The sequence below is a fragment of the Enterococcus gilvus ATCC BAA-350 genome (assembly GCF_000407545.1).
Taxonomy (GTDB): domain Bacteria; phylum Bacillota; class Bacilli; order Lactobacillales; family Enterococcaceae; genus Enterococcus_A; species Enterococcus_A gilvus.
The window spans coordinates 553,487-580,041 of sequence record NZ_ASWH01000001.1; the positions used below are offsets into that span (position 1 = coordinate 553,487).

Below are 26,555 nucleotides of genomic sequence, written 5' to 3' on the forward strand. Positions count from 1 at the left end.
ACCCAACAATTCTTTGTTGGGTGTTTTGTTTGTATGTTTTGAAAACCACTTGCTCTGCGAGTGGTTCCGGAGAGCTTCCAGCGTGGTATTAAAAAGACCTCCCAAAATTGATAAACTGATGTTGGTTTCCCGACCGCATCACAATCAAATTTAGGAGGACCCTTTATGAAAAAGGATACTGAAAGTTTAGCACATACAAAATGGAGATGTAAGTATCACATATTTTTTGGGTCAAAATATTAAAGATAAAGTATCCACAAAAAAAGTATTGAAAAAATCTTACGCGAATTATGTAGTAGTTCAAATAACATTATTTGAAGAAGGGGAAACTTTTTTCGGGAAGAAAAATGCTAAGAAGTAGATAGAAAGTTTTTTAGAAATACTTTTTAGGCAGCGACCGGCAACAGTAACTTTCACTCTAAGGGAAACCACACATCCCTTAGGCTTATTTTTTTGCATTTTTGCCTTAATTAAGAAGAAATTAAAAGAAAAATGGGATAAAGTTTGAATTTTCCGTGAAGGACTGTTACTATTTTTCTTGTAAACGCTTTAAATTAAGGAGATGATGGGTTGAAAAAATCGAAAATTTTTAGAAGTGCCATTACTTTGTTTACTATATTAGGGGTGACTCTGCCTTCCGGGGCGGTGGTGGCTGAGACGCTCACCAGTGAGACTGCGACGAGTCAGAGTGCGGTCAGCAGTTCTTCTGAGGAAAAGAGCAGTGAGGAGACATCTGCGACAACCTCTTCTTCTGCTGAGGCAACGACAACGAGCAGCGCACCAGTGACTGCCAAGGCGGCAAAGGCTGCTGATACGGTCCCAGTCCAGCTTTTAGGGATCAATGATTTTCATGGCGCACTGAGCACGACGGGCAGCTACTATGGGGCTGACGGGTCGAAGATCTCTGGCGCAGGAACCGCGGCGTTATTAGCAGGGTATTTCAGTCAAGCAGAGAACAATTTCCAAACGGCGCATAACAATGAAGGAAAAAGTCTGCGCGTCCAAGCAGGGGATATGGTCGGCGCCAGTCCGGCGAACTCTGGCTTGCTGCAGGATCAGCCGACGATGCGGATTTTGAACCAGATGAATTTCTCCGTAGGAACGTTGGGGAACCATGAGTTTGACGAAGGCTTAGGAGAGTTCAATCGTATCCTGACCGGGACGAAGCCTGATCCGGCCTCTGGTTTTTATGACATCGTCACACAGTACAACAATGACTACAGTCAGGACCAATTGAAGGGCGGCTTTGACCTCGTTATCGCGAACGTCAAAGAGAAGGATTCGGGAAAGATTCCTTTTGGCTGGACTCCTTATACGGTGAAAAATGTGGGGACAGAGGCTGAGCCGATCAATATTGGCTTCATAGGTGTCGTTACCACAGAAATCCCGAACCTTGTATTGGCGCAATACCACAAGGATTACACGTTTAGTGATCCCGCAGAGGAAATCGCTAAGTATTCTAAAGAGCTTGTAGGAAAAGGTGTCAAAGCCATCGTTGTCTTAGGCCATACCCCTTCTGTTCAAGGAGCGGGGGAAAGCGTCAGCGGTGAGACGGCGGACATCATGAACAAGGTCAATCAAGTCGATCCGGACAATAGCGTGGACGCATTTTTTGCGGGACACAACCATGTCTATACGAATGGCGTCGTAGGCGATACGCGAATCGTTCAGTCCACGTCTCAAGGGAAAGGCTATATCGACCTGCAAGGGGAAATCGATAAAACGACGAAGGATTTCGTGACGACACCGACGGCAACTGTCAGTCCAGTCATTCCGAATAACGGGGTGTCACCAGATACGGACGTTCAGGGAATCGTCGCGGATGCGGACAATCGGGTCAAAGCAGTAACGGAAGAAAAGATCGGTACGGCGGATAAGGCAGAAGACATCACGCGGACAGTCAACGAATTGGGCGAGTCGCCTGTAGGAAATCTCGTGACTGACGCGCAGGTCTACATGGCAAATAAGAAGGGCGAAAAGGTCGACTTTGCGATCACCAATAACGGCGGGATTCGCGATGATTTGAAGGTGAAATCAGATGCGGCCATTACTTGGGGCGCGGCACAAGCGGTCCAGCCTTTTGGGAACATCATGCAGATCGTCGAGATGACTGGTCAGCAGCTCAAAAATGTATTGAATCAGCAGACTTTCAATTATGATGAAGAAAAAGGACAGGCAAGCGGCTATTACCTTCAGTTATCTGGACTAAAATACACCGTAGAGAAAAATCCAGATTCCGCAGCGGCGAATCCATACGTCGTAAAGGAAATGAAGAAAGCAGATGGCACAGCGATCGATCCGAATGGCACCTACAAATTGATCATCAATGATTTCTTATATGGCGGCGGCGATGGCTTCTCTGAATTCACGAAAGCCAACCTTGTCGGAGCACTTGATCCTGACACAGAAACCTTCATTGGCTATATACAGGATCTAGAGGCCAACGGGAAGAAAGTTTCGGCAAGCGTCGAAGGGCGAAAGAGTCTCGCGACAACTGACCCCGCCAAGGAGGAAACAGAGAAGATCAACGCTGAAACGACGATCAACGCGTACCGTGAAGGCGACAAAGCCCTAACCGGAAAGACGATCCCGAATGGGAAAGTAACAGTCGCTCCAACAACCGCGCGTGCATTGGCGCAGGGTACGGCGGACAATGAAGGAAACTTCACGCTCGCTGTCGATCAGCTAGGCTTAAAAGAAGGACAAGAGGTAACGGTGACGATTGCTGGCGAACAGGGCGGAGAAGCCAGCTTCAAGGTCAAGGTTCTTCCGAAGGCAACGAATCCGCAAGAAGAAACCAAGCGAATTAAAAATGAAACAAAAGTGAATCCTTTTTATGAAGGCGACAAAGCTCTAACCGGGAAAACGATCCCGAATGGGAAAGTAACGGTCGCTCCAACAACCGCGCGTGCATTGGCGCAAGGCAAGGCAGACAATGAAGGAAACTTCACGCTCGCTGTCGATCAACTAGGCTTAAAAGAAGGACAAGAAGTAACGGTGACGATCGCTGGCGAACAAGGCGGAGAAGCCAGCTTCAAGGTCAAGGTCCTTCCGAAGGCAACGAATCCGCAAAAAGAAGAAACTAAGCGAATCAATAATGAAACAGAAGTGGATCCTTTTTATGAAGGCGAACAATACCTGACCGGGAGAACGGTCCCGAATGCGACTGTTGAAGCAGCGGTAAGAGAAGACGCAGCTACAGCGTCTGCACTTCTCCCTGTGGCAGTGCAGGCGGCAGAAGTTCCTCAAAAAGCAGATGCCAATGGCGGATTTAAGCTGGATGTACAGGGCTTGAATTTAAAAGAAGGCGATACAGTTCATCTTATTGTGACTGGAGAAGCTGGCGGCCGAGGTGATTTTACTGTAGAAGTGTTAGGCGATCAGGCCGCGAAAGAAACGGAACGTCTCAAAAAGGAAACCAAAATCGCCAATTTGTATGAAGGCGATACGCAGCTGACTGGGAAGACGATCCCTGAGGCGACGATCGATGTTTCCCTTGAGAAAAGCGACGCCTTTGCACTGGGCAAATCAGATGCGAAGGGCACAATTATTTTAGACATCAAGGCACTGGAATTGACGTTAGGTCAGAAGGTGACGATCACGATCACTGGACCGAATGGCGGGAAGTATGTCGTAGAAAAAACCGTACTGGCAAGACCTGTACCGGGCAATGGAAACGGCGGTACGACGCCTAGTGGCACGAGCTGGATCGACAATACAGTCGGAAAAGTCTATCCTCGCACCAACGAGGAGAAGCAGCCGATCGTAGCGTTGATAGGGATGCTGGTAGTCGGCGCGACCGGGCTGATCTACTTTAAACGAAAATAAACAACAAAAACCGAATTCAGCGATGAATTCGGTTTTTTTATGCTTTCTACTTTTTTTGGAAGAGTTATTGTGAAGTGTTTCTCTTTTCGCTATACTCTAAATGATAGCGTTTTAAAATTCTAGGGAGGTGGAAATGTTGTTTGTTAACCAGCGCTGAGTTTGAGTTACCCGTGGATTCAGAGTCTCTGAATCAATGAACAAGCAAAAATCCCTCCCTTTCCGTGAAACCTAAGTGTCACGTTTCTTTTATATGGAGTGGAGGAACCTGCAGAGTCGCAGGGTTCTTTTTTGTGCGTTCAAACACATAGAACAGCTTCAATAAAAAAGAAAAGGGGAATGACCATGAAAAAAGTAACAGTGATCGTCGCGATGTTGGCGGCAGTATTCGTATTAGGTGCTTGCGGCACGAAGAAAGAGGCGGCGACAGAAAAAGAAGAGAAGAAGGAGATCAAGATCGCCTGCAATCAGGTCTCGGAAAATTCGTTGAAGGCCGCGAAGAAATCCATGGAGGCAGAAGGCTACAAGCCGGAATTCGTGGTTTTTTCTAATAACATCGAAGCCCTGCAAGCGGTGCAGGATGGGAATGTTGATGCGTCCTTTGCTCAGCACGAACCTTTTGTTAAATCCTTCAATAAGCAAAAAGGCGGCGAGCTGGCAATGATGACGCCCCACGTGTATTACACGGGGATCGGTCTGTATTCGACGAAGCATGACAAGATCGACCAGCTGCCGGATGGCGCTCAGATCGCGATCATGAACGATGCGATGAATCGGGACAATTCGTTACTGATGATGCAGGATGCGGGCTTGATCAAATTGACAGATGAGAAGAAATCAGGCTTTACCGCGTTAGATATCGTAGAAAATCCGAAGAACTTCAACTTTGTCGAGATCGAGCAGGCACAAACGGTACGCAGCTTGGAGGATCTAGATGCGGCGACTTGTTTCTTTACCTTCATGTTTAATTCAGGGGAGAACTACAAGGATTATTTGATTCGCGATCAGCACGCGACAGATTTTCCGATCAGCTTGATCGTGAAAGACGAGAACAAGGACAAGGCGTGGGCGAAAGACATCAACAACGCCTTCCTGACGAAGGAAAGCAAAAAAGGCATCAACGACCACTTCAAGGGAGTGTTCACGTTCTATGACTAATTTTCAAGAGCTGGACCGACGCTTGAATTATTTGTTGGAGTTGAAACGCCAAGTGGTAGGGATCAGCTTTTTACGCACCAAAGAGGACTTTGATGCCCACGCAGCACCAGCGACGGACAAATTGGTGCCTTATTGCCGTTCTGTCCAGCAGGCCACAGAAGGTGTCAGCGTCAAGCTGACGATCGATAATTTTGGCTGTCCGGCATCGGCAGTGGCTTTGGGCTTGATCGAAAATGACGAATACAGCGCCAGCGGACAAAAGCATGCCAACATGGGTGTCTACAAGGATATAGAAGTGAGTAAAGCCATCGCAGACGACATGGTCTATTGCCGCGAGCCGTCTTACGGGATCGCAGTCGAGCCTATCCAAGCATGGACGCAGGCACCGGATGTTCTTCTGGTGATCACGACGCCCTTTAATGCGATGCGTCTTTTGCAGGGGAATGCGTATTTCAATGGGCAGGCGAAGCAGATGAAAATGACCGGGATGCAAGCGATCTGCCAAGAAGGAACATCGTATCCCTATGAAACAGGGCTGATCAATGTGTCTATGATGTGCTCGGGGACACGATATGTCGCTCGCTGGAAAGACGAGGAGCTTTGTGTCGGGATTCCTTATGCGCTTTTCGAGTCGATCATCGAGGGATTGGAAGAAACCTTGAATCCAATGGAATTACTGGAAAAGAAACGCAAGATCATCAAGAAGACCGCAGAAGACGGTGCGCCTGATTTTTATGAGGTTCGCAAACGGGATAATTATTTTAGAGGCGCGTATCAAGGCGTCAAACGGTAGGTGTGAAGGAAATGGAGATAGTCATCGATCAAGTCAATAAAAGCTACGGTGAACAAATGATTTTGGAAAATATTTCTCTAACGATCCCCTCTGGCTCCATTATGGGGATCTTAGGGATCAGCGGCGCAGGGAAGTCCACCCTGCTGCGCTGTATCAATGGACTGGAGCAGAGTCAGTCCGGCAGCATCCGAATCGGGACGCAGCAGCTGGAGAAGCTGTCTGAAAAGGAATTGCGGGACACGAAGAAAAAAATCGGGATGATCTTCCAAGGCAATTCTTTGATTGAACAAAAAACGATTTTTAAAAATGTCGCCTTGCCATTGGAGTGCAGCGGGTATGCCAAGGAAGCCATCAACGAACGGGTAGAAGAATTACTGGCAGAGGTGGGGATCGCGGACAAGGCACAGATGAAGCCGCGGCAGCTATCTGGCGGACAAAAGCAGCGTGCGGCGATCGCTCGCGCGCTGACCATGAACCCGGAAATTTTATTGTGCGATGAGGCCACCTCTGCGCTTGACCCGAATATCACGAATGGGATCTTGGACTTACTGCTGCGCTTGAACCAGAAGATGGGGCTGACGATCGTCGTAGTGACCCATCAAATGGAGGTCGTGAAAAAAATCTGTGATCGAGTCGCGATTTTGCAACAGGGCAAGATCGTAGAGGAGGACACTGTCCAACAGGTCTTTCTCAATCATTCCGCGGTTTTGCAGACGATCACGGGAGAGGAACAATCCAACTTTGGGACACTCAAAGCGGGGCATCTATTGGTAAAGATCGTGACACATCTAGAAGAAGATCTCTTGGCTCTGCTGCTTGATGCCGGGATCAAGACACCGCACTTATTGCAGGCAACGACGGAGCATTTTAAGACAGACAGCCTGACGACGTTAGTGCTTTCGATCTCTGAAGAAGATGCAGAAGTGGTCTGGCAGCTTGCGGAAAAGGGGCATTTTAGTTGTCAGGAGGTGGCGGCTCATGAGTAATTCGGTGTTGTTCACCCAAGTGCTGGTACCGAACTTGATCAGCACGCTGATCATGGTGCTGGTCTCTTCCTTGATCGCGACGATCATCGGCTTCGCTTTGGCAGTCGTCCTGGTCATCACGAATAAAAAGGGCTTGTCTCCCAATGGGACGATCTATCGGTTGTTGGATTTTGTCGTCAATATCATTCGGTCTTTTCCATTCATTATCTTGATGGTGGCACTGATGCCCATGACGCGTTCCATCGTAGGGACGACGATCGGCACCTCCGCGGCGATCGTGCCGCTGACTTTTGCTATGACGCCTTATGTGGCACGACTCTTCGAGAACAATCTGCTGGAGATCAATCCTTATACCTTGGACGCAGCGAAGTCCATCGGCGCGACCCACATGCAGATCATTTTCAAGGTCATGCTGGTGGAGGCTTTTCCTAGTATGATCTCCAGTCTGACCTTGGCGATCATTTCGGTATTGGGCTACACAGCGATGGCGGGAACTGTTGGTGCTGGTGGATTAGGCGCAGTGGCGATCACTTACGGGTATCAGAATTTCGACAATACGATCATGTACAGTACGGTGGTTCTGTTGATCGTCTTCGTCCAGCTCGTTCAATGGATCGGCAATCTTTGTTACAAAAAAGCGAAAAATTAAATCAAAGCAGAGCATCTTTGTGGGAACAGGGGCTCTGCTTTTTGTGTTTTCAAAAATCGTCTGTTTTCCCTACCGCAATCAGGTATAATGAAAGAACGATGTTTTTTAGGAGGCGCTATGGGGACAAAACATATGAAGCTGAATTTGCAATATATCAGTATGCAGATTCCTTATTGGATGGGTTTTTCGGTGTTGGGGACATTTACGTCCGTCTTTTTGCTGTCTCGTGATTTTACTAACGGGGAGATCGGGATGGTCTTGTCCTTGGCAAATTTACTGGCGGCACTGGTTCAACCATTTTTAGCATCTTTTGCGGATCGGATGACACGGGTCCGGTTGTCGCAGCTCGCAGCGGGAATGGCTGTTTTGCTGGTGCTTTTTTCGGGGATCTTACTTGTTCTGCCGAAGGTCTTTTTGGTCGTCGCCTTCATCTATGTCTTGATGTACGCGTGCCTGGTCTTGCTGCAGCCCATGACGATCGCGATCGGGACGTTCTTTATCAGCCGCGGCTACAGCTTAAATTTTGGGATCGCACGTGTTCTGGGTTCCTTGGCTTTTGCAGGAGCCGCTGCGGTAACGGGCGTGCTGATCGAACGATTTTCTCCGACGATCATTCTGTATTTATTGATTGGCATTTTTCTCGTCTTCGCTTTGATGGCGCTGTCCATCGATACGCGAAAGCATGGCGGCCAGTATTCCCCGTCACTTTTACAGGAGACGCATCATGAGGGACAGACGACAGAACCGATCGGACTGCTTGCCTTTGCGCAAGAATATAAGCGCTTTATGTTCTTGCTGGTGGGGGTCTCGCTGCTGTTTGTGTTCCATACGATCATCAACAGCTACATGTTCCAGATCATGCAGCCCTTAGGCGGGACCGCTGCAAACGCAGGAACGTCCTTATACGTGGCTGCCTTGAGTGAATTGCCGACGATGTTCTTCTTCTCATGGTTTTTGCGACGCTTTAAAATCCGTTCACTGATGCGGATCGCGGCGTTCTTTTTCTCCATTAAAGCACTGCTGATCCTCTTTGCCGGCACGATTTTTTTGATCAATGTCGCCCAAAGTTTGCAAATGGTCGGTTTTGCGATGCACACGATGGCGTCTGTCTATTATACGAATCAAATCATTCCGCAGAAGGATCTAATCAAAGGGCAAACCTTGATGGCGACCGCCAATACGAACGGCGGGATCATTGGCGCCTTTGTCGGCGGTCAGATGCTGAGCGTTCTCTCTGTGTCCGCGATGCTTCTGATAGGTACGATGATCTCGATCGCTGGTACGTTGATCGTTTGGGTCTCGGTGGAAAAATAACACAAACATTAAAAGAAACGTCTATTTCTATTAGAGGAATAGGCGTTTTGTTTCGTTTATTTTTTTAAATAGGATAGAGTGAAGTTTGTAATGATCGATTAGGATACCGCTTCTGCTTCAATCAAGAGCAGAAAAAAACAGGTAGTGTGCAGTTGCTTGCACGAACAAGGAGGTCGTTTATGAAACGTTATCGCTATTATCTGATCATTCTTCTGATTGCTGGACTCTTTATTGTTCCGCAATTATGGACGCAAAAAATGATTCTGGGTGCAGATGCCATTTTTCACTACAACCGTTTTTATGAAACGGCAGAGCAGCTCAGGACAGGAAACTTCAGCTATTTTATCTCGATCTTTGGCTTTCAACAATCTGGTCGGATCGTGAATGCCGTGTATGGGCCATTATTTTCTTATTTACAAGGCTTGCTGGTTTGGCTGGCTGGAAGCTGGTTTCGTTACCAAGTGCTGTCGAATTTTTTGGTGTATGCATTGGCCGGGTGTTCGCTGTTCAAATTGTTGACCTATGACAAAATCAAGGAAAGCACAGCATTGTTTACGGCAGTTATTTTTATGACCACCTACAGTATGAATTACTGGATACTGAATCAAGGATTTACTAGTTGGGGGACGTGCTTACTTCCCTTGTGTCTGATTCCGCTGGTGGATCTGAAGAATCGGCATTTTCCGATTGTAAAGGTTGCATTGAGCATGGCGTTGATGACGCAGATCCATATGCTGACAGCAGTGATGCTGGGCTTGATCTACGCGCCCTTTTTTATTGCCTATGCGCGCGATCGCTGGGGGACCGCACTGGTCGAACTCGTAAAATCGATTCTTTTATACGGATGTCTCTCCATCAATGTTTGGATCAGCTTGTTCCTGATTAACACGGGGGATCAGTTGAAGATGCCTTTTGTGAATGCGCAAATGAGCCAAAAGGCCATTGATCTAGGCGGCGCCTATTGGCTGCAATACCCGAGAATCCTACGGTTGATATTGATCGTCGGTTTTCTTTGCTGCTTGGTTTATTGGCATGATGTTCAACGGTTTACGAAGCAGTTGCTGATATACAGCGGGATCTTTTTCTTGCTTTCGACAAGTATTCTTCCGTGGAATTGGCTAGTTTCCCATCATGTACCTTTCGTGACCTTGATCCAATTTCCTTTCCGCTTTTTTGCACCGTTCACGGTGTTGTTCCTGTTCTTCTTTGCGGCTATGATCAATGATCTGACAGGGAAAAAATGGCTTTGGGGTCTGATGCTCCTATTCAGTGTGATCAGCATCGGTCAGAATTTGCAGACCGTGACTCAGGAGTTGGACAAATGGGATCAGCAGACATTTTCCAGTAAGCATACCTTCGTCCGTGTTTCGGAAAAGGAAGCAAGAGAGAGCTTTTATGACGAGGATATGGGAAAAGCGCTGCGAGCGGTTGAAAAATCCAGTCCTGATTATTTGCCGATTTATCACAATGACAAGAAGAATAAGTATGTCAGCTATGAAAAACAACTTCTCGGTCAGCCAAAAACCTTCACGAAAACGGTCGACAATAATCAGTTGGTGCTCTCGTGGCAAGCGGCGTCTTCCGGGACCGTCCAATTACCGGTGACCATCTACCGAAACACGAAAATCTTCGCAGATGATCGAGAAATCACACCGACCGAGCTATCGAATATCGGGGTGCCGACGATCGAACAGCAAGCAGGGGAAAATACCGTTCGCCTGGGTTACGAACCGCCAAAATACGTAGCGATCGTTTTTGCACTCTGCGCATTGAGCTGGTTGGCTACTATTGTATGGTGCGGGTATCGTTTTTTTACTAGACAGGTTAACTTTGGCAATCTGAAGGACAATCAGGTAAAATACACATACGAAACAAGAGGAGCGGATCACCATGACAAATTACAATAACGAAAAAGACCGTCGTTTACGCGGTTCAATGGCACCAAAAACGGAGGAAGATGTTGCCTTAGCAGGAACAAATTCCAGTGAAACACAAGACAAGCCAGAAGCGTTGGCCGGCAGTAATTCGGGCGAACCGAAGGAAATTGCCCGCTCTGGTTCAAACGCGGTGGAAGAAGAAGAGCCCCACGAGTCTTTCAAAGACGAGGCGAAAAAGATCCTGAAAGAGATCGAAGAAAAAATCGATCCCAAGAAATAGAGAAAGAACGATCCATGGATAACTATTTAGAGATTTATGCGCACTGGTATCCGCGAAGCTACGGCTTGAAGGACTACCCGACAGAATGTCACGTAACCTATTCTGGCGCGGAACGGAAGGAACGATTTGAAAAGCTGACAGAAGCTCAGCAAGCGTTCATCCATCAACAAAGAAAATATGAAGTACGTTCGCTGTTTTTGCAAAAGCATTATTTGCAGACCTCCGACTGGGAATTTGTCGCACTGAATATTGATGACGAATACGAGCGCGGTGTTCATAGTCAATTGACGTGCGCCTGCGGACGTCCGTTGAAATACCAATTCGTGATCGAATCGAAGATCAAGCAGCAGGAGATTCGCTTAGGGATTCAACATTTCAAGGATCATCTGGGCATCTCCCAGCAGGTCGCGGAGGAAATCAAAAAGGGCGTGGCTCATGTAGATTTGGCATTGGATGAATTGCTGTGGCTGACGGAGAAGGGCATCCTTTTTCCCGAGGACCTCTGGCAACGCTATGTGTTTGCCTATTACCGGAACAATACCTTACGACGGCCCCTTTCTCTGAATCAAAAGCTGGCGGCTCGGGTCGTTCGTTTCCGTGATGCAAAGATGCCGTTGTTTATCGGGGATTACCTCAGTGTCGTGACGGAGATCAACCAAGTGGATCGCGAAGCCTTTGATCGGCAGGAGAAGAATTTCTTAGCAGATAAAACAGTGTTTGAATCGTATTTAGAGGATTTTCAGCAAGACATCCAAGCCCCTGTCTATCTGGAACGGAAATTTTGGGGACGGAAGCTGATGGACTTCATTCGTCTGGAACGTTATGGGACGGAAACCTATCCAGAAGCGAAGGAGCGGTATTTCGATGATCTGCTTTCTTTCTTACTTGTGCTGAAGGACCCTAAAAAAGCGGAACGGAGCATTCGCAGTTTTGTGCTTTTCCATGAGAAAAAATATGGCAATGCTGAGCTGACAGCTTTTCTGATTGAAAAGTATCAGCAGTATCACTTTTCCCAAAATTTCTTCTTAGCGATCCCGAAGGTTTATCGTGCCGGAATTCGCAAGGCGATCCAACGAAAGCAAAAGAATTAAAAAGAAGTTCCAAGCCAAATTTGAGCTTGGAACTTCTTTTTAGTTGAGCTTATAGCGCAGCACTGTTTTTTGTTTTTCAGGCGCGACTTTTCGCGGATCGGAAAGGTAGATTTCCCGATGGATGTAGTTTCCCATCGTGCAGGTTTTTTGCAGCTCGTTTTCCTCCATGAAGGCGTGCATTTTGGCAAAGGTCGCTGGCTCGTCATCGTAGGAACCGAGGTGGATCGTCTGTACCACACGTCCTTCTTCGTATCCGATGAAGGCGGCTTCTTTGATAAAAGGATTTTGTTTCTTTTTGAAGGTTGGTTCAACGATCGCCAGAAAATCTTCCTTGGAGATGCGATCAGGTTGGCGGATCATGATCTGGTAGATCAATTCATCTTTAATGATCGGTCCGTCGCCAGGGGCTGTTTCAGAAGTCCAGACTCCCTCTAGCGGATAAACGGTGTATTCAAAAGGTTCACCGATCTCGCCTTTTTTTACTTTCATCCGCAAGGCGTAAGAGAGGGCATAGAGCGCGCCGATTTGTTCTGCAAATAACGCGCTGTTGGGGTCGCCATGACCGGATAAGCAGATAAAGTTATACGCTGGGATCGTCTGGACCTCGATTTTTTTCGGTAGATACATTTGCTTTTCAGCTTTTCGCCATTCATGCTTCATTGTTTTGCTCCTCCAGTAACTGTTCTAAAACAACCATCACGCCAGAATCGTTATTTGACGGTGCGCGGTGCTTAGCAGTCTCGATCACTGTGGGGCTGCTCGCTGCCATCGCATAGCTGTTGGGTGTTAACCCGAGCATTTCCAGATCGTTGTTCGCATCACCAAAAGCAGCCAGATGCTCCGGAGAGACATGCCAACGGTCCAAAAGCCATTGGATCGCGGCGCCTTTGTTCATTCCTGGGATAATGATATCCACACTGCCGTGACCGCTGGCGACGGCTTTGATCTCGTCCTTAAAGACGTCATTCATCTCAGTGACGAAGGCGGCGACTCTGTCTATAGGCAGGTCTAAAGCGAATTTTACAAAACGGTCCTCAGAAGGCAGCTCATCAAAGGAATTCAGTTCCTTTAGACGGTGATAATAGACGCGAGAAAAGTCGCGAATCGCTTGCGGGGTCTCTTTCAAAATATACGCCGAATCAATCCCGCAGACGATCACGTCAAGGTCCAGCTCATGAGCAGCTATAAAGGCCAGTATTCGTTCGACTCGTTCGGGTGAAAAGCTTTTGCTGCGAAGCAAGCGTCCCTGCTCAAAAATCAACGCCCCATTTTCCGACACGAACGTGAGCTGGTCTTCATGTTCTGGGAAGAAGGACTTCAGTTGATAATATTGATTCCCGCTAGCGACGATGAAATGAATCTGGTGCTCTTGGAACCGCTTAAATAAGTTGGCGAAGCGTTCGTTATCATAGGTATTATCTGACCTTAAAAAAGTTCCGTCCATATCAACGGCAATTGCTTGGATCATTGTATTCCTCCTTATTCGTAGTTGCTGATAAAACCAGTGTACGTGATTTGAATAAATAACGCAAAAAACAATCAATAGACTGTGTAATCTTTGGATTTTATGGGATAATATAGGGTGCACGTACCACATTAGTAGGAGTTGAGATGGGATGTTTGATTCGCAAAAAGTGAAAGATCTAAATGAATTGGAGTTGATCGTTTATACCTTTATCGTGGAAAATATGGAACGCATAGGGCGTCTGACGATCCGTGACCTTTCTGACAGCTGCCATGTCTCTACGTCAACAATTTTACGATGTCTAAATAAGCTCGGATATTCGGGCTATACAGAGTTCAAGTATGCACTAAAGGAAAATCTTTCACGAAAGGGCCAATCTTTTGAAGCCTTTTACGATGCGACGGTCCATGTCGACGCGTTTCTAAAAAAAGTCAACAATGAAGGGTATCACACGGTGATCGATTCTGCGATCGACTTGATCGTCGGCAGTAAACATCTTGTTTTTACAGGAATTGGGACAAGCGGGACGCTGGGAACCTACGGCGCACGCTATTTTTCAAACCTGCAATTCAATGCTTATGCCATTACCGATCCCTTTATCCCTGTGCCGACACGTGGCTTGGATACGACGCTTGTCGTGGTGCTTTCTGTTTCTGGAAAAACGACGGAGATCATCAAGCAGATCGAGGATTTCAGACGGTATGGTGCCAAAATTTTGAGCATCACCAACGATCAGCATTCCATTATTGCTCAGATGGCCGATTTTAATATTTCTTATTATATGCCGGAGGTTTCGGGTCCTGATCCGAACGATGAGGCCATCAATTTGACCACACAGGTCCCCGTCATCGCTTTGCTGGAGATATTGGCCCATCAATCGTATCAACGAGACAATCACTAAAAAGCCAACCGATTTTTTTAAAAGTAGCAGCCGGGCTGTCCAAAACAGTCGGGCTGTTTTTTTTATTGGAACATGTTTCTGACGATTCCAGAAGTATTCCAATCGCAGAAAGCATCGCTTATGATAATACTGTAAACGGATACAAAAAATGCGAATGGCCATCGCTGCAAAAAAATTATTTTATTTAAGGAGAATTATTTATGAATAACTTTATCAACGAGAAATTATTACCCCCGATTCTAAAATTTGTAAATACAAAAGCAATCACGGCGTTGCGTAACGGGATGCTGTACACGATGCCCTTTACGATCGTCGGTTCCGTCTTCTTACTTTTAGCGAATTTCCCGATTCCCGCAGTTTCAGAGTGGGTAGCCAGCAGCGGTTTAGATGTTTATTTTAACGAAGCATTCGGAGCATCCTTTGCAATTATGTCGATTTTTGCTGTCATGGGTATCGCGAACTCTTATGTAAAAGAAGAAGGCTTTGAAGGCTTGCCCGCTGGGATGATCGCGCTAGTGGTCTTCTTGTTGACACAGCATTCAACTGCAACAAATGCAGAAACAAACGCAGTCGTATCGAACGTCATCGACAAGACATGGACAGGCGGTCAAGGAATGATCAGTGCGATCCTTGTTGGTCTATTCGTCGGTTGGGCGTATTCTTGGTTCTTGAAACGCGACATTCGGATCAAATTACCAGAACAAGTACCTGCAAACGTGGCCAACTCATTTACCGCATTGATTCCAGCAGCGGTGATCACCACCTTCTCATTGATCGTCTATGTGATTTTTGACAAAGTCTTCAATACAACAGTTGTAGAAGCTATTTATAAAGTGATCCAAACACCGATGCAAGGGGTGACCGATACCTTTGGCGGTGCGATGATGCTCGGTTTCTTAGTACCATTCTTGTGGTTCTTCGGCGTTCACGGATCAACCTTGGTCGGCGGGATCATGGGTCCGATCTTACAAGCGAACTCATTAGAAAACACAGCGATTTTAAATTCAGGAAAAGAATTGACCGTTGCCAATGGCGGACACATCGTGACACAACAATTTTTGGACCAATTCATGACTGTTACTGGTGCAGGGATGACGATCGGGATCGTGATGTTCATGGTCATGTTCGCTCGCTCCGCGCAGTTTAAACAATTAGGGCGTTTGGCCTTGCTGCCCGCATTCTTTAATATCAACGAACCGATTTTATTTGCGACACCGATCGTAATGAATCCAATCATGGCTTTGCCATTTATTTTGACACCGATGATTTCAGGAGTCATCACATACTTCTCCTTGTATTCAGGTCTCGTGCCATTATTTACAGCGGTACAAGTACCATGGACAACACCGCCGATCATTTCTGGTTTCTTAGTTGGTGGATGGAGAACCGCATTGTTGCAGGCAGTCGTATTAGTGTTAGGCTTCTTTATCTACCTGCCATTTGTTCGTAAAGTGGATTCATTGAACTACCTGCAAGAAAAAGGTGAAAGCATGGAACAAATCGAGAAGGAATTGGAAAACGGAGAAAAAACCGCAGACGGACAAGCAACGGTTTAAACAAAAGAGGATTGAAGAGGTAGGCTTATGAGTATTTTTAAAGAGAACTTTTTATGGGGCGGCGCAGTTGCCGCCCATCAATTAGAAGGCGGATGGCAAGATGGCGGAAAGGGCGTCAGTGTAGCTGATGTGATGACCGTCGGTGCCCATGGCGTTCCGCGCCGCATTACAAACGGAGTGCTAGAAGGAGAAAATTACCCCAATCATGAGGCCATTGATTTTTACGGCCGTTATAAAGAAGACGTAAAATTATTTGCTGAGCTGGGCTTGAAATGTTTTCGTACATCCATCGCTTGGACGCGTATCTTCCCCAAGGGTGACGAAGCAGAGCCGAACGAAGCAGGGCTGCAGTTTTACGATGACCTCTTCGATGAATGTCTAAAATATGGGATCGAACCCGTGATCACCTTGTCGCATTTTGAGATGCCTTATCATTTAGTGACCGAATATGGCGGTTGGAAAAATCGGAAAATGATCGACTTCTTCGCCCGTTTTTCAGAAGTCTGCTTCACTCGCTATAAAGACAAAGTGACGTACTGGATGACCTTCAATGAGATCAATAACCAAACGAACTACTACGAAGATTTTGCCCCATTCACGAATTCCGGTCTAAAATTTGACGCGGAAGATGATCGGGAAAAAATCATGTACCAAGCGGCACATTATGAGCTGGTGGCAAGTGCCAAAGCGATCGAGATCGGACACCAGATCAATCCAAACTTTGAGATCGGCTGTATGATCGCCATGGTACCGATCTATCCCTATTCGTGCAGTCCATCAGATATGATGGCGGCGACAGTGGCGATGCAGCGTCGGTACTGGTTCACAGATGTTCATTGCAAAGGGCGCTATCCGAGTTATATGAAGGCGTACTTTGATCGAAAACAATTCGACTTAGATATTACGACAGAAGATGAAGTGCAATTGACGAAAGGGACTGTTGATTACATCGGGTTCAGCTACTATATGTCTTTTGCTGTGAAGGATCATGACAAAGGACCTGCGTACGATTATGACGAAGCGCATGATTTAGTAGAAAATCCTTACGTCAAAGCATCAGAATGGGGCTGGCAAATCGATCCTACAGGGCTGCGATATGCCATGAATTGGTTCAATGATCGGTACGAGCTGCCGCTATTCATCGTTGAGAACGGCTTCGGGGCAGTAGATGAGATCGGTGACGACGGTGAGATCCACGACGAGTATCGAATCGATTATTTACGGGAGCACATTGAAGCCATGCAAGAAGCAGTCATCTATGACGGCATCGATTTGATGGGGTATACACCGTGGGGCTTTATTGATTTGGTATCTGCCGGGACGGGTGAAATGAAAAAACGGTACGGCTTCATTTATGTCGATAAAAACAATGAGGGTCAAGGGACATTGGAACGTAGTAAAAAGGATTCGTTTTATTGGTTCCAAAACGTGATCGCCAGCAATGGCGAAAAGCTTTAGGAGGAATAAGGATGAGTGAAAAAACGATTATGTTGATCTGCAACGCTGGAATGAGTACCAGCATGTTAGTGACGAAGATGCAAAAAGCCGCAGAAACGCAAGGACTGGACGTAGATATTTTTGCGATCGCTGCCGCAGAGGCGACAAATAAGCTGGAACAAAGAAAAATCGACACCGTCTTATTGGGGCCGCAAGTCCGCTTCATGCAAAAGCAATTTGAAGAAAAGCTGACACCTCTGGGGATTCCGGTAGAGGTCATCAATATGACTGATTATGGAATGATGAATGGTGAAAAGGTACTGAATCAAGCGGTCAGTATGATCAACAGCTAGATCCTGCAATAAAAAATGAAGGGGGTACCCTATGGAACAAGAAAATTTAGAAGCAGTCATGGGATTGATCATTCATGGCGGCAATGCCAAAAGCAATGCGATGGAAGCCATCCAAGAAGCAAAGGATGGGGATTTCCAATTAGCCGATGAAAAAATCAAACAAGCAGAGGAATCACTTGTCGAAGCGCATCACTCACAAACAGGATTGTTAACAAAAGAAGCGCAAGGCGAACACCTCGACCTGAACCTCCTGACTGTCCACAGTCAAGACCATCTGATGACCTCCATTGCCTTTACCGACCTGGCAAAAGAAATCATCGATGTCTACAGAAAAATAAGTGCATAAAAAATCCCACACCCTGATTCCCTAAATCAAGGTGTGGGATTTTTGCGAGTTCCACTTTGCGAGTTCCACTTCGCGTTTTACGCGATTAGTGGAATCGTATGCGCAAGAAAATAACTCTCATTTTCCGATCTTTAGGAAAATGAATACATTACAAAGAGTTAGCTGCGAGTTCCACTTCGCGTTTTGCGCGATTAGTGGAATCGTATGCGCAGGAAAATAACTCTCATTTTCCGATCTTTAGGAAAATGAATACATTACAAAGAGTTAGCTGCGAGTTCTCCTTCGCGTTTTACGTGATTAGTGGAATCGTATGCGCAAGAAAATGAATACATTACAAAGAGTTAGCTACGAGTTCTCCTTCGCCGTTTTACGCGATTAGTAAAAACGTATGCGCAGGAAAACAAGCAGACATTCGTGGTTTACATTTGACGAATAAAGGCAATTTTCTCTTGGATAGATGCTATCTCAGTGTCGATAGCAGTCAGAAAATCCATGATCTCTTGCTTTTCTTCTTTTGAGTGGATGTTTTTGACATTGATCTTTTCAAAGTTTTCTTGGATCGTTTTTAAATTGATCAAACTTCCCGTCACATGCATCTTCTTATTGATATTTTCAATTGTGTCCAAAACCCAACTTCCTTCCCCGAGCGGTCTCACTTTCTCATCTTCAGTCCCCCGACTAGATGCTTTTACGGTTTGATATAGGCATAGCCCTTTGCTTGCAGTTCGATCAAATCCAATACACCTGCAGGAACGACGACGACATTGTCTGGTAGCTGTTCCTTCGTGATCTTATTGGCACGCATTGCGTTGTTGCAGGCATGGAAGGTCACGCCTTCCGTGGCGATAAATGCTTGATTTTCCGGTGAGAGATACCCGTTGATTGCTTTTCCATTTACTAAAACAATGATAGCGATTTTATAGGGTTCTTTCAATAAGTTTTTAACATTGCTGGCTGTTTCAGCCCATTTTTCTAAGTCATCAATATGGAATACGACGTTCATTTTTACACCTTATTTCTTAATAATCATGTTGATTGCTTGCTCTAATTTTTGTGCCTGTTCTTCAGGGTTATTGTCAGGATTTTCAAAACAGTTCTTTAGATTTTCGGCTACGATCATCCCCATCACGCGATCAATGCTTGAGCGTACCGCGCTCAATTGAGTGATGATATCCATACATTCCTTCTCATCATCGATCATTTTCTGCACTCCGCGAATCTGCCCTTCCGTTCGTTTTAAACGGTTGAGAATCTTTTTGTCTTCAATCTCCACGCACGTTCACTTCCCTTATTTCTCTAGTTAAGAAGAATATACCTACTCAGGGTATATTTCGTCAAGTAGATTGTTTTTTAACCCACTTGTATGGAAACAGAGTAGTTGACAGGAAAGCTTTCTTTGTGGTAAAAATACCCTGCTAGGTATTTTTGATAAAGAGAAAGGAGGCTGTAAAATGTTTCAGCTATTTAAACGAATCCCGACCATTTCAACGCAGGAGCTGGCTGAAAGAATGGATCAATCCCTCTCTTTGCTTGATGTTCGTACAGCAGAGGAATACCGTAGAGGGCATATTGCAAAGGCGAAAAATTATCCATTGAATAAGATCGATCGTTACCAGGGGAAAGAAAAGGAAGTGTATGTCATTTGCCAATCTGGCATGCGCAGCAAGCAAGCAGCCAAGGTGTTACTGAAAAAAGGGTATAACGTAACGAATGTTCAAGGCGGAATGAATCGTTGGCAAGGTGCCACTAGAGGAGGAAAATAGAATGAAAATTATCATTGTAGGTGGCGTGGCAGGCGGTATGTCCGCGGCAACGCGTCTGCGTCGCTTAATGGAGGATGCGGAGATCCTCGTTCTGGAAAAGGGGCCGTTTGTCTCGTTTGCCAATTGTGGATTGCCTTATTATGTTTCTGGTGAAATCGCTGATCGAGAAGCGTTATTGGTCCAGACACCGGAATCCTTAAGTGCCCGCTTCAACCTAGATGTTCGTCCGTTTCATGAAGTCACAGCTATTTCTCCCGAAAAGAAGACCGTAACGATCAAAAATGAGCAAGGTACTTTTGAAGAGACCTATGACAAGCTGATCCTATCCCCAGGAGCAAAACCGTTGATCCCAGAAATGGCAGGAGTAGCGGAAGCAACCAATGTGTATAGTTTGCGCAATGTGCCTGACTTAGACCAAATCATGGCCGCTTTAGCGAAGAAGCCGGCGACAGCTACAGTGATCGGAGCTGGATTTATTGGGCTGGAAATGGCAGAAAATTTGAGTTCACGGGGTATAAAGGTGACGGTGGTTGAAAAAGCCCCCCATGTTTTACCACCATTAGACGAAGAAATGGCCGCCTTTGTCCAGAACGAACTGATTCGTAACGACGTTCGCTTCATCACTGGAGAATCGGCGCAATCTTTCACTGAACAGGGACAAAAAATAGTTTTAACAAACGGAGAAGTGTTACAGTCAGATATGACGATTCTTTCAGTAGGTGTACGCCCTGAAAGCAGTCTAGCCAAAGACGCGGGCATAAAAATCGGTTTAGGTGGCGGCATCATGGTAGATGAAACCTATCAAACCAGTGTATCGGATATTTACGCAGTCGGTGACGCCATCGTAGTGAAGCAGCAGATCAGCGAAGAGGATGCACTGATCGCGCTAGCTTCTCCAGCAAATCGTCAAGGCCGGCAAGTGGCGGATGTTATTGCCTGCTTGAAGCGAAGCAACCGCGGGAGTATCGGTACAGCAATCGTGCGTGTGTTTGACCTTGCGGCAGCCTCAACCGGTCTGAGTGAACGAACCGTTAAACAGTCGGGATTAGACTATCAAGTGGTCCATGTTTCTGGAAAGGATCATGCGAGTTATTACCCAGGTGCCAGCGAGTTAACCTTAAAACTGGTGTTTGAACCAAAAACGGGGAAACTATATGGCGCACAAGGAGTCGGCGGGAAAGGCATCGACAAGCGTATCGACATTTTAGCTACAGCTATTAAAGGTGGATTGACGATTTTCGATTTGCCGGAATTAGAATTCACCTATGCCCCGCCGTTTGGTTCTGCGAAAGATCCTGTAAACATGTTAGGGTACGCGGCAATCAACCTGTCTGAAGGCATCAGTGATTCGATCCAATGGTCTCAATTGAAGGAAGCGCAGGAAAAGGGCTATCAGCTATTAGATGTTCGAAATCCTGAAGAATTAGCCAATGGCCGCTTTCCCGATGCGCTTTCGATTCCTTTGAATCAATTAAGAGACAGAGTTTCTGAATTAGATCCAACCAAGGCGTACATCGTCAGCTGCCACAGCGGGCTGCGAAGCTATGTGGCTGAACGCTTGCTCAAGCAAAAAGGATTCAAAGTAAAAAATTTGGATGGCGCGTTTGCGCTGTATAAAACGGTAAGACCGGAGGAATTACTTTATGACTAGTTCAATCGCAATGAAGGATTTTTACCCACTCGCACAACAAGAAGAAATCGCGATCCTTGATGTTCGTGAGTCGTATGAATATGAAATGGGGCACGTCCCCAAAGCAAAAAACGTTCCATTAAGTCAGCTAGCGAATGCAATGAAAACACTTGATCCAGAAAAAAAGTATTACCTCATTTGCCAATCAGGAGCGCGCTCAGAAAACGCGTGCGGCCTGTTAAGCAATCAGGGCTACAACGTGACAAATGTTTTAGGCGGCACTTCAGCCTGGCCAGATGAATTGACACGATGAGTTCAGTTTTTAAAATTTAGCACTAGAGGACACCAGTTACTTCGAGTAACTGGTGTTTTTATTTTGATTCGTTTGCTTTTATTTAAAAAAATTAGTTCTACAGATTGACAAAATGAAAGTAAATGATAATATAAGAGTGTAAATAAAAACAAAAAGGAGTAAACAAATGATTGGATTAAAGAAATTAGCAAATATGGTGGATCACACATTATTAAAAGCGGATGCAACTAAAGAAGGGTTTGAGAGATTGTGTAGAGAAGCGGATGAATATGGGTTCAAAATGGTAGCGATCAACTCTTATCCAGTTGCGATGTGTCGGGATTTTTTGAAGGATAGTGACGTTCATGTAGGGGCGGCGATCGGATTTCCATTAGGGCAAACGACGATTGAAACGAAAGTATTTGAGGTGCAGGATGCCATTAAAAATGGGGCAGACGAAATTGATTACGTGATCAATATCGGCAAATTAAAGGAAGGTGATAATGCGTATATTCGTGAAGAAATGAAAGCAATCGTAAATGCTTCCCGTGAAGGCAAGATCCTTAGCAAAGTCATTCTAGAAACATGCTATTTAACAAATGAAGAAAAAATCACTGTTTGTGAAATCGCTAAGGAAATCAAACCTGATTTTGTAAAAACATCCACAGGATTCGGTACAAACGGCGCTACAGTGGAAGATGTCGCACTCATGAAAAAGGTTGTTGGAGATGAGGTAAAGGTAAAGGCTGCTGGAGGGATTCGTGATTTAGACACCGCGCTAAAAATGGTAGAAGCTGGGGCAGAACGATTAGGAACAAGTTCGGGTATCAAAATTGTGGAAGAGTATAAACAATCGATAAAGGAGTAAATAAATGACAGAAATTCGCGATGTATTGAAAGCAGCATTCATAAATTTTGATTTAAAAGCGATTGAAAAACAGGCAGCGATCATTGAACTTGCGAGCGCGTTCGTTTCAGAAGGTGTTGTTGAAAATGAGAACGTTTACTTGGATGCTGTAATGAAGAGAGAAGAAGAAAGTACCACCGGGATCGGCTTTGGGGTGGCGATCCCTCACGGAAAGAGTGCTGCTGTAACCGTTCCAGCGCTGGCATTTGGACGGAGTCATGAAGGGATTCAGTACGATTCGATGGATGGCAAGCCAGTCCATCTGATGTTCTTGATCGCCGTACCTGAAACGTCAAATGACGATCACCTGAGAATTTTAAGCAAACTCTCCCGTAAACTAATGCATGAGGATGTCCGTCAAAAGCTGATGACTGCCACAAATGTAGAAGAAATCTATCAGATTTTTGAATAGGAAAGGGTGGAAAAAATGAAAATTGTTGGGATAACATCGTGCTCGACCGGGATCGCGCACACCTATATGGCAGCAGAAAATTTAGAGATCGCGGCTAAGAAAAGAGCTATTGAGATTAAGGTGGAGACGCAGGGATCGATCGGAGCAGAAAATGTTTTGACCGCACAAGAAATTGCAGAGGCAGATGCTGTGATCATTGCGGCCAGTACATCAGTTAACAAGGATCGCTTCAATGGGAAGCGTTTGTTGGAAGTCGACGTGACAGAAGCCATTGATCATCCAGATGATCTTTTCGATCGTGCGCCTAATGCGGCGATTTATTCGACCTCAGCCGAAGTGAAGTCAGAAGCAAAATCAGAAAAAAGCGGGATTTATAGTCACCTGATGACAGGCGTTTCCTATATGATTCCTTTTGTTGTCGCAGGGGGGATCTGTATCGCATTAGCTTTTGCCTTCGGTGGGATCAATGCTGAAGGAGATCTGGCTGCAGCGATCAATGAGCTTGGCGGTATCGCTATGGGATTGATGTGGCCCATCTTGGGCGGATACGTTGCTTTTTCGATCGCGGATCGACCAGGACTTGTACCAGGGATGGTCGCTGGGATGATCGCCTCTTCCATGAATGCGGGTTTTTTAGGCGCATTATTAGGCGGGTTCCTAGCAGGTTATACCGTATTTGGATTGAAGAAAGTTTTAAAATTACCACCTGCTTTTTCAGGATTATTGCCTGTATTGATCCTTCCAGTCGTATCGGTATTAGTTGTTGGTCTGGTAATGAAATTTATTGTAGGTATTCCGATCACGGCTTTAAATGAAGGAATCACGAATTGGTTGAACAGTTTATCAGGAATGAATTCTGTCTTATTAGGACTTCTTTTAGGTGGGATGATGGCCATCGATCTAGCGGGACCGATTGGGAAAGCCGCATACTTTTTCGGTGTCGCCTCGCTGACGAATTTAGGCGTGGGAGAAACGAGTATGGTGATGGCAGCAGTGATGGTCTCTGGAATGGTTCCACCGTTAGCAATGGCGTTATCTTCAACCGTTTTAGGTAAAAATTTATATAGCAAAGAAGAACGTGAAGCAGGAAAATCTGCTTGGGTCTTGGGATTGTCATTTATTTCTGAAGGCGCGATTCCTTTTGCAGCGGCAGATCCGATCCGTGTATTGGCTTCTGTGACAGTCGGTTCAGCAATTACCGGTGCTCTGTCAATGATCTTTAAGTGCGGGATCGCGGTTCCTCATGGCGGATTTTTCGTTTTCTTGATCCCAGGAGCAGTGGAAAATGTCTTGCTTTATATCGTGGCGTTAGCAATCGGAACAGCAATCAGCGGTTTTTTGGTGACAACAGTAAAAGTATTTTCGCAGAAGAAACAAGCGGCTAAGGAGTAATGATCGGCATGACAGAATGGATAAATATTTGTTTGATAGGTACTGGACGAGCAGGCATGATACACGGAAAAAACTTCGCTCGGCGAATTGAGAATGCTAAATTGATTGCTTTATGTGATCCATCAAAAGAAAGTTTAAACGGTGCTCAACAGGAATTGAACTGCCAATACGTTTATGAAGATTACCGAGAGGTTATGAAAAATCCTGAGATACACGCTGTCGTGATCGTGACTCCGACAAGTTATCATAAGGAGATCGCACTGGCAGCAGCGGCAGCAAAAAAACATATTCTCTGTGAGAAGCCATTGGCGATGGATGAAACAGAATGTTTGGAAATGATTCAAGCGGCAGAGGACAATCAAGTGAAGCTGCAGGTCGGGTTTATGCGTCGCTTCGATGCCAGTTTTCAGGAAGCAAAAAAAGTCGTGGATTCTGGGGCGATCGGGGAGGTCGTTTTAGTGAAATCATTGACCCATGGTCCGAGTAAACCAAAACCATGGATGTTTGATATCCGCCAGAGTAATGGGCCAATCGGGGAAGTAAACAGCCACGACCTGGATACCTTACGCTGGTTAACGGGCAGTGAAGTGGAAAGTATTTACGCCAATGGCGGCAATTACCGTTCGCCGGAAGTGAAAGACGAGTACCCAGACTATTATGATACAGTAGCGATGAATCTACGCTTTACGGACGGAAAATTAGGGTTGATCGACGGCGCGCAATATGTTCAATATGGCTATGACGCACGGACAGAGATTCTTGGAACAAAGGGAAGTATCTTAGTTGGTGATCAGGGAAAACACAATATCGTCGTAGCAACTAGCGACCAGCAGTTGACCCAACCAACGATGCATAGCTGGATGTATTTATTCAGGGATGCATACATGGCGGAGGATCAGGCCTTCATTGATTGTATTCTAACTGACACGGAGCCGCAGTGTACGGGAAGAGACGGATTGATGGCGGTTCGGTTAGTCAATGCAGGATTGACCTCTTTGTTGGAAAATAGAATTGTCGAGGTGGAGAAGGAATGAAAGCAATCCAATTATTAGGCAAAGAAAACATTCGATTAAATGAAGTAGAAAAACCAACGATAACCGAAAAAGAAGTTTTGATAAAGGTCAAAGCAGCGTCGATTTGCGGGACCGATGTACGAATGTACAAAAACGGGTATCCTACGGCAAGCGAAGAGACTCCTTTGACTTTGGGACACGAGATCTCAGGGGATATCGTCGAAGTTGGCGCTGCGGTGAATTTTTACGAAGCAGGTATGCGGGTGGCGATCGCACCAAACATGGGCTGCGGGATCTGTGATCAGTGTGTTCAAGGGAATACACATTTATGTGAAACCTATGAAGCTTTTGGTATCAACTTACCTGGTGGGTTCGCTGAATATTTGGTGATACCGGAAAAAGCTGTACGTCAAGGAAATATCTCATTGATACCGGATCAATTGTCTTATGAAGAGGCGGCGTTGATCGAGCCCTTTAGCTGTGTGTTCAATGGGCAGGAAATTGCTGGAAATAAGCCGGGAGATACGGTGTTGATCATTGGATCTGGCCCGATCGGTATCATGCATGCGATGCTGGCACGAGCAAGAGGCGCGGGGAAAGTGATGATGAATGATTTATCGGAAGCGCGTTTAGCGGATGCTAAAAAAATGATCCCCGATCTGGTTCCGTTGACCTCGGACAACTTGAAGGAAAAAATAGTAGCAGAAACGAATAACCATGGGGTGGATCTGTGTATCATCGCGGCCCCCGCTGCACAGGCGCAAGAAGCAAGTTTTCAGTATATGGCAATGAATGGTCGTTGTCTCTTCTTTGGCGGTTTGCCAAAAGAAAAAGAAGAGGTTCGGTTAAACACCAATATTCTCCACTACAAACAATTAGGCGTTTTCGGCTGTACACGGGCAAGTTTGATGGGGTATCGAACGTCGGCGCAGCTAGTTGCTAGCGGAAGGATTCCATTAAAGGACTTAATTACTAAACGCTACGCAATCGATCAATTCGATGAGGCTTTAGAGAATGCCAAGAATGCCATTGGGTTAAAGAATGTGATTGTTTTCAAAGATTAATTTTAGTTTGATTGCTTCCATTTTCAGTTTCTTTTATAATGAAACAAAACA

28 protein-coding genes are annotated in these 26,555 nt (G+C 45.8%); 22 read left to right on the forward strand and 6 right to left on the reverse strand.

Annotation, left to right across the window (positions count from 1 at the left end):
- Positions 1-300: 300 nt before the first annotated feature.
- Positions 301-459, reverse strand: a complete 159-nt coding sequence (locus tag I592_RS21550) for a hypothetical protein (RefSeq protein ID WP_155857551.1) — start codon at positions 457-459, stop codon at positions 301-303.
- Positions 460-570: 111 nt separating this feature from the next.
- Here I592_RS21550 and I592_RS02605 point away from each other — a divergent pair, with 111 nt between their 5' ends.
- The 9 genes from I592_RS02605 (at position 571) to I592_RS02645 (ending at position 11,973) form a co-directional block, all read left to right on the forward strand.
- Complete coding sequence (locus I592_RS02605; protein WP_010781779.1) at positions 571-3,828, forward strand: bifunctional metallophosphatase/5'-nucleotidase; 3,258 nt, start codon at positions 571-573, stop codon at positions 3,826-3,828.
- 342 nt (positions 3,829-4,170) lie between these two features.
- Positions 4,171-4,983 (forward strand): MetQ/NlpA family ABC transporter substrate-binding protein, encoded by an 813-nt coding sequence (locus I592_RS02610; RefSeq protein ID WP_010781778.1) that lies wholly within the window; start codon positions 4,171-4,173, stop codon positions 4,981-4,983.
- Complete coding sequence (locus I592_RS02615; RefSeq protein ID WP_010781777.1) at positions 4,976-5,776, forward strand: DUF169 domain-containing protein; 801 nt, start codon at positions 4,976-4,978, stop codon at positions 5,774-5,776. Before I592_RS02610 ends, I592_RS02615 begins: the two co-directional genes overlap by 8 nt.
- 11 nt (positions 5,777-5,787) lie before the next feature.
- Complete coding sequence (locus I592_RS02620; RefSeq protein WP_010781776.1) at positions 5,788-6,762, forward strand: methionine ABC transporter ATP-binding protein; 975 nt, start codon at positions 5,788-5,790, stop codon at positions 6,760-6,762.
- Complete coding sequence (locus tag I592_RS02625) at positions 6,755-7,411, forward strand: methionine ABC transporter permease (RefSeq protein WP_010781775.1); 657 nt, start codon at positions 6,755-6,757, stop codon at positions 7,409-7,411. Before I592_RS02620 ends, I592_RS02625 begins: the two co-directional genes overlap by 8 nt.
- A 117-nt stretch (positions 7,412-7,528) precedes the next feature.
- Positions 7,529-8,725: an MFS transporter gene (locus I592_RS02630; protein ID WP_010781774.1), complete on the forward strand. Its 1,197-nt coding sequence runs from the start codon at positions 7,529-7,531 to the stop codon at positions 8,723-8,725.
- Between the two features lie 179 nt (positions 8,726-8,904).
- Positions 8,905-10,632 carry a hypothetical protein gene (locus I592_RS02635; RefSeq protein ID WP_010781773.1) on the forward strand — a complete coding sequence of 576 codons (1,728 nt, stop codon included), beginning with the start codon at positions 8,905-8,907 and terminating at the stop codon, positions 10,630-10,632.
- Entirely contained in the window at positions 10,616-10,882 is a 267-nt protein-coding gene (locus I592_RS02640; protein WP_010781772.1) for a hypothetical protein, read from the forward strand. The genes I592_RS02635 and I592_RS02640 overlap by 17 nt, the downstream gene beginning before the upstream one ends.
- Positions 10,883-10,896: 14 nt before the next feature.
- A complete protein-coding gene (locus I592_RS02645; protein ID WP_010781771.1) occupies positions 10,897-11,973 on the forward strand; it encodes a hypothetical protein in 1,077 nt (358 codons plus the stop codon).
- A gap of 39 nt (positions 11,974-12,012) precedes the next feature.
- Here the strand turns inward: I592_RS02645 and I592_RS02650 are convergent, their stop codons facing one another.
- Complete coding sequence (locus I592_RS02650; protein ID WP_010781770.1) at positions 12,013-12,633, reverse strand: GyrI-like domain-containing protein; 621 nt, start codon at positions 12,631-12,633, stop codon at positions 12,013-12,015.
- A complete protein-coding gene (locus tag I592_RS02655) occupies positions 12,623-13,441 on the reverse strand; it encodes a Cof-type HAD-IIB family hydrolase (protein WP_010781769.1) in 819 nt (272 codons plus the stop codon). The genes I592_RS02650 and I592_RS02655 overlap by 11 nt, the downstream gene beginning before the upstream one ends.
- A gap of 148 nt (positions 13,442-13,589) precedes the next feature.
- Between I592_RS02655 and I592_RS02660 the strand changes: the two genes are divergently transcribed.
- The 5 genes from I592_RS02660 (at position 13,590) to I592_RS02680 (ending at position 18,031) form a co-directional block, all read left to right on the forward strand.
- Positions 13,590-14,339, forward strand: a complete 750-nt coding sequence (locus I592_RS02660; RefSeq protein WP_010781768.1) for a MurR/RpiR family transcriptional regulator — start codon at positions 13,590-13,592, stop codon at positions 14,337-14,339.
- 200 nt (positions 14,340-14,539) lie between these two features.
- Positions 14,540-15,895 (forward strand): PTS sugar transporter subunit IIC, encoded by a 1,356-nt coding sequence (locus I592_RS02665; RefSeq protein ID WP_010781767.1) that lies wholly within the window; start codon positions 14,540-14,542, stop codon positions 15,893-15,895.
- Positions 15,896-15,922: 27 nt separating this feature from the next.
- A complete protein-coding gene (locus I592_RS02670) occupies positions 15,923-17,353 on the forward strand; it encodes a 6-phospho-beta-glucosidase (protein ID WP_010781766.1) in 1,431 nt (476 codons plus the stop codon).
- Between the two features lie 11 nt (positions 17,354-17,364).
- Positions 17,365-17,685, forward strand: a complete 321-nt coding sequence (locus tag I592_RS02675) for a PTS sugar transporter subunit IIB (RefSeq protein ID WP_010781765.1) — start codon at positions 17,365-17,367, stop codon at positions 17,683-17,685.
- Positions 17,686-17,716: 31 nt separating this feature from the next.
- Positions 17,717-18,031 carry a PTS lactose/cellobiose transporter subunit IIA gene (locus tag I592_RS02680; RefSeq protein ID WP_010781764.1) on the forward strand — a complete coding sequence of 105 codons (315 nt, stop codon included), beginning with the start codon at positions 17,717-17,719 and terminating at the stop codon, positions 18,029-18,031.
- Positions 18,032-18,450: 419 nt separating this feature from the next.
- Here the strand turns inward: I592_RS02680 and I592_RS02685 are convergent, their stop codons facing one another.
- From I592_RS02685 to I592_RS02695, 3 genes are all read right to left on the reverse strand, one after another.
- Positions 18,451-18,657, reverse strand: coding sequence for a restriction endonuclease subunit S domain-containing protein (locus I592_RS02685; RefSeq protein WP_010781763.1), 207 nt, complete (start codon positions 18,655-18,657; stop codon positions 18,451-18,453).
- A gap of 62 nt (positions 18,658-18,719) precedes the next feature.
- Positions 18,720-19,034, reverse strand: coding sequence for a DsrE family protein (locus I592_RS02690; protein ID WP_010781762.1), 315 nt, complete (start codon positions 19,032-19,034; stop codon positions 18,720-18,722).
- A gap of 9 nt (positions 19,035-19,043) precedes the next feature.
- Positions 19,044-19,304: a metal-sensitive transcriptional regulator gene (locus I592_RS02695; RefSeq protein ID WP_010781761.1), complete on the reverse strand. Its 261-nt coding sequence runs from the start codon at positions 19,302-19,304 to the stop codon at positions 19,044-19,046.
- Positions 19,305-19,482: 178 nt separating this feature from the next.
- Between I592_RS02695 and I592_RS02700 the strand changes: the two genes are divergently transcribed.
- From I592_RS02700 to I592_RS02735, 8 genes are all read left to right on the forward strand, one after another.
- The gene (locus I592_RS02700; RefSeq protein WP_010781760.1) at positions 19,483-19,794 is read left to right on the forward strand and encodes a rhodanese-like domain-containing protein; all 312 of its coding nucleotides are present in this window, start codon (positions 19,483-19,485) and stop codon (positions 19,792-19,794) included.
- A gap of 1 nt (position 19,795) precedes the next feature.
- On the forward strand, positions 19,796-21,445 hold the full coding sequence (locus I592_RS02705) for an FAD-dependent oxidoreductase (protein WP_010781759.1): 1,650 nt from the start codon (positions 19,796-19,798) through the stop codon (positions 21,443-21,445).
- Positions 21,438-21,737 (forward strand): rhodanese-like domain-containing protein, encoded by a 300-nt coding sequence (locus I592_RS02710; protein WP_010781758.1) that lies wholly within the window; start codon positions 21,438-21,440, stop codon positions 21,735-21,737. The genes I592_RS02705 and I592_RS02710 overlap by 8 nt, the downstream gene beginning before the upstream one ends.
- A gap of 166 nt (positions 21,738-21,903) precedes the next feature.
- On the forward strand, positions 21,904-22,584 hold the full coding sequence (gene deoC, locus I592_RS02715; RefSeq protein ID WP_010781757.1) for a deoxyribose-phosphate aldolase: 681 nt from the start codon (positions 21,904-21,906) through the stop codon (positions 22,582-22,584).
- Positions 22,585-22,588: 4 nt separating this feature from the next.
- Complete coding sequence (locus I592_RS02720; RefSeq protein ID WP_010781756.1) at positions 22,589-23,035, forward strand: PTS sugar transporter subunit IIA; 447 nt, start codon at positions 22,589-22,591, stop codon at positions 23,033-23,035.
- 15 nt (positions 23,036-23,050) lie between these two features.
- Complete coding sequence (locus tag I592_RS02725; RefSeq protein WP_010781755.1) at positions 23,051-24,427, forward strand: PTS fructose transporter subunit IIC; 1,377 nt, start codon at positions 23,051-23,053, stop codon at positions 24,425-24,427.
- Between the two features lie 8 nt (positions 24,428-24,435).
- The gene (locus I592_RS02730; protein WP_010781754.1) at positions 24,436-25,461 is read left to right on the forward strand and encodes a Gfo/Idh/MocA family oxidoreductase; all 1,026 of its coding nucleotides are present in this window, start codon (positions 24,436-24,438) and stop codon (positions 25,459-25,461) included.
- On the forward strand, positions 25,458-26,504 hold the full coding sequence (locus tag I592_RS02735) for an alcohol dehydrogenase catalytic domain-containing protein (protein ID WP_010781753.1): 1,047 nt from the start codon (positions 25,458-25,460) through the stop codon (positions 26,502-26,504). Before I592_RS02730 ends, I592_RS02735 begins: the two co-directional genes overlap by 4 nt.
- Positions 26,505-26,555 lie beyond the last annotated feature (51 nt).